Raw genomic sequence first — 3074 nt, forward strand, 5'->3', positions numbered from 1 at the left:
CTTCAACCGTATCGGCACTACGGTCATGATCGCTAGCCACGATTTGGCGCTGATTGCCCGCCTGCACCACCGCATCCTGCGTCTGCAGGACGGTCGTTTAGTCGCCGATGAGGGGGCTGCATGAAGCGCTCAGCCAATACTCGCCAAAGCGGTGCCGCCCCTCGGGGTAAGCGCCAAACACCCAAGCCCGCCGCGCCTGCCTCGGAAACAGCCCCTCGCAGTGGGGCGCGCGCTCAGCAAACACGTTTTAGCAGCCGCTTGCGTGCCTGGGGGCGGCACCACCGCGCCATGGCGCTGGATAGCCTCTACCGGCTGGTGCGCCATCCGCTGGGTAACTTGCTCACGATGCTGGCGATTGCCATTGCCCTAGTGCTCCCCGCCGCGCTGTGGCTTACCCTGGATAGCGCCAAACTGCTGGATGCGGAGCTGGATGAAAGCGCCACGCTTACCGTTTATTTGGAAATGAGTATTGATGAGGCACAGGCGGCTCGGATTGAGGAAGCCGTTGCCGCTGATGACGGCGTTGCCAAGACGCGATTGATTAGCCCGGAGCAGGGCATGGCGGATTTTCAACAGGCGCTGGGTGTCGATGATACTCTCGCAGGACTGGACGATAACCCTCTTCCTACGAGCATCGTCATTTCCCCGCAAAATGTGGACCCCGCCGCCATGGCTGGACTAGCCCAGCGGTTAGAGGGTTTGTCCGGTATTGACGAAGTGCGCGTTGATTTAGCCTGGGTAGAGCGGCTGCGCCATTTAGCGGATCTAGGTCGCCGCATGGCGCTTGCCCTGGGCGTGCTGTTCGGTTTTGGCGTGCTGCTGGTGGTGGGAAACACCATTCGCTTGGCGGTGGAGAGCCGTCGCCGCGAAATTGAGGTGGTAATGCTGATTGGCGCCACTCACGCCTTCGTGCGTCGGCCTTTCCTGTATAGCGGTGCCTGGTACGGCGTTGGCGGCGGGCTGCTGGCCTTGGGCCTGTTAGGGTTGGGTAATCACTGGCTCTCACTGCCGGTAGCGGCGCTGGCGGCCAGCTACGGTGCCAGCTTCACCTTGCCGCAGCTAGATGTGACAGGCTCTACAATTCTGCTATCTTGCAGTACACTACTTGGCTGGCTGGGCGCATGGCTTGCCGTAACACGCCATCTCTCCAGCATTCGCCCGCGTTAACGCATGTAGGCAGCATTTATGTCATCATAGGTTTACATGTGAGTCATATATTTAGCAGTATGCTGTGTTATGCGGTCGATAACGGGAATTTCTACCCCCGTTTTGCGACTTATGCAGTGAATGCATCGGTCGTTTGAACCTTAAGCTTCTACTAAGGTCTTATAAGTTAATTCAGGACGTTTGGCAGCACGTTTTATAATGTTAGGCCGACACGTCAACCACGATAGGTTTTAAGGGAGACCACCTGCACATGAGCACTAGTCTTCTACCGGTGGGACAGCTTTCACCAGGCAACGACCTGGGGGGCTATATTCAAGCGGTGAATGGCATCGCTGTGCTGAGCGTCGAGGAAGAGCGCGAGCTGGCGTTTCGTCTTTATGATGAAGGCGACCTGGAAGCGGCGCGCCGCTTGGTGCTTTCGCACCTGCGTTTTGTGGTGCATATTGCCCGTAGCTATTCAGGCTACGGCCTGCCGCAGGCAGATCTGATTCAGGAAGGTAATGTTGGCCTGATGAAGGCGGTCAAGCGTTTCGACCCTAACCAGGGCGTGCGCCTAGTGTCGTTTGCCGTGCATTGGATCAAGGCAGAGATTCATGAGTTTGTGCTGCGTAACTGGCGCATTGTTAAAATCGCCACCACCAAAGCCCAGCGCAAGCTGTTCTTCAACCTGCGCAGCGCGAAAAAGCGTTTGGCATGGCTGAATAATGACGAAGTGGATGCCATCGCCAAAGACCTTGATGTGAAGCCTGAAATCGTGCGCGATATGGAAGGCCGCCTCTCAGCGTTTGATGCAGGTTATGATGCCTCGCCAAGCGACGATGAAGAGAGCACCTACCAAGCGCCGGCTTACTTCCTCGACGATGCGTCCGCCGACCCTGCGACGCAGCTCGAAGACAGCGATTTTGAAGAAGACTCTACTCGTCGCTTGCAGCTGGCGCTGAAGGGATTGGATGATCGTTCGCGGGATATCCTGCAGCGCCGTTGGCTCACCGATGATAAAGCAACGCTGCACGATTTGGCCGATGTGTACGGCGTCAGCGCCGAGCGTATTCGCCAGCTCGAGAAGAACGCCATGAAGAAACTGCGCCAGAAAATGGGCGACGCCGCTATCGCTGCGTAATGCTATTTTGTCGCGCAACAAAACGCCCCGAAGGTGCCGTACCTTCGGGGCGTTTTCGTTTTTCTCTATTAAGCTGGCTGTACAGTGGTTCTTAACAGCTGGCCAGAGAGTAGTGTCCACTGGTCGTCCCAATATTCGGTGGGCAAGCGTTTGAAGTCGCTACGTACATATTGAGAAATACGCCCCTCGGCTTGGGCGATCAGTAAGTTGGCTGCGGCCGAGGCGGAAATGTTGGTGCGTAGCCCTTCGCGCAGCTCGGCTTCCCGCAGCACCTGCTTGAGCTGGGTTTCCAGGCGCTCGAAGAGCTGGTGTACCCGCTGGCGCAGCCGTGCGGTTTCACCGGTGAGCACATCGCCCCCTAGCACCCTGGCAAGCCCGGGGTTCTTCTCGGCAAACCCGAGCAGGAGCGAGAGAATCGTCCCGCAGCGGGTCGTGGCGTCGGGGATGTCATCCAGAATGCGGGTAATGCGTGCGAAAATGCTCTCTTCGATGAAGTCGATCAGTCCCTCGAACATGCGCGCCTTGCTGGGGAAGTGGCGATACAGCGCCGCTTCGGAAACGCCCACTTGGCGCGCCAGTGCGGCCGTGGTGATCCGCTTGCCACTGTCCTCTTCCAGCATGATGGCTAACGCCTGCAGAATTTGCTCGCGGCGGCGAGGTTTGCGATCGTCACTCATGACTCTTGCCCTCCGTCGCGATTAACCTGCGTCAGTGATCAGGGTGCCTACCCCGGCGTTGGTAAAGATTTCCAGTAGCACCGCATGAGGAACGCGGCCATCAATAATAT

The 3074-nt window shown here is 57.8% G+C and carries 3 protein-coding genes and 1 pseudogene; 3 read left to right on the top strand and 1 reads right to left on the bottom strand.

The annotated features are described in order from the left end of the window. From BIS10_RS18065 to rpoH, 3 genes and pseudogenes are all read left to right on the top strand, one after another. Nucleotides 1-124 (top strand): annotated as a pseudogene (locus BIS10_RS18065) (cell division ATP-binding protein FtsE); the annotation flags it as partial. Next, entirely contained in the window at nt 121-1167 is a 1047-nt protein-coding gene (gene ftsX, locus BIS10_RS18070) for a permease-like cell division protein FtsX (RefSeq protein WP_253507445.1), read from the top strand. The pseudogene BIS10_RS18065 and the gene ftsX, both read left to right, overlap by 4 nt. A gap of 250 nt (nt 1168-1417) precedes the next feature. Continuing rightward, nucleotides 1418-2287 (top strand): RNA polymerase sigma factor RpoH, encoded by an 870-nt coding sequence (gene rpoH, locus BIS10_RS18075; protein ID WP_253507447.1) that lies wholly within the window; start codon nt 1418-1420, stop codon nt 2285-2287. Between the two features lie 68 nt (nt 2288-2355). On the opposite strand, the gene slmA is transcribed toward rpoH, so the two are convergent. After that, nucleotides 2356-2964 (bottom strand): nucleoid occlusion factor SlmA, encoded by a 609-nt coding sequence (slmA, locus tag BIS10_RS18080; RefSeq protein WP_083023197.1) that lies wholly within the window; start codon nt 2962-2964, stop codon nt 2356-2358. Nucleotides 2965-3074: the final 110 nt, after the last annotated feature.

It is taken from the genome of Halomonas sp. 707B3, assembly GCF_024158645.1.
Taxonomy (GTDB): Bacteria; Pseudomonadota; Gammaproteobacteria; order Pseudomonadales; family Halomonadaceae; genus Vreelandella; species Vreelandella lionensis.

Excerpts from the sequence above, each read along its gene's own strand:
- ftsX (WP_253507445.1), top strand. The coding sequence starts at position 121 with ATGAAGCGCTCAGCCAATACTCGCCAAAGCGGTGCCGCCCCTCGGGGT.
- rpoH (WP_253507447.1), top strand. The coding sequence starts at position 1,418 with ATGAGCACTAGTCTTCTACCGGTGGGACAGCTTTCACCAGGCAACGAC.
- slmA (WP_083023197.1), bottom strand. The coding sequence starts at position 2,964 with ATGAGTGACGATCGCAAACCTCGCCGCCGCGAGCAAATTCTGCAGGCG.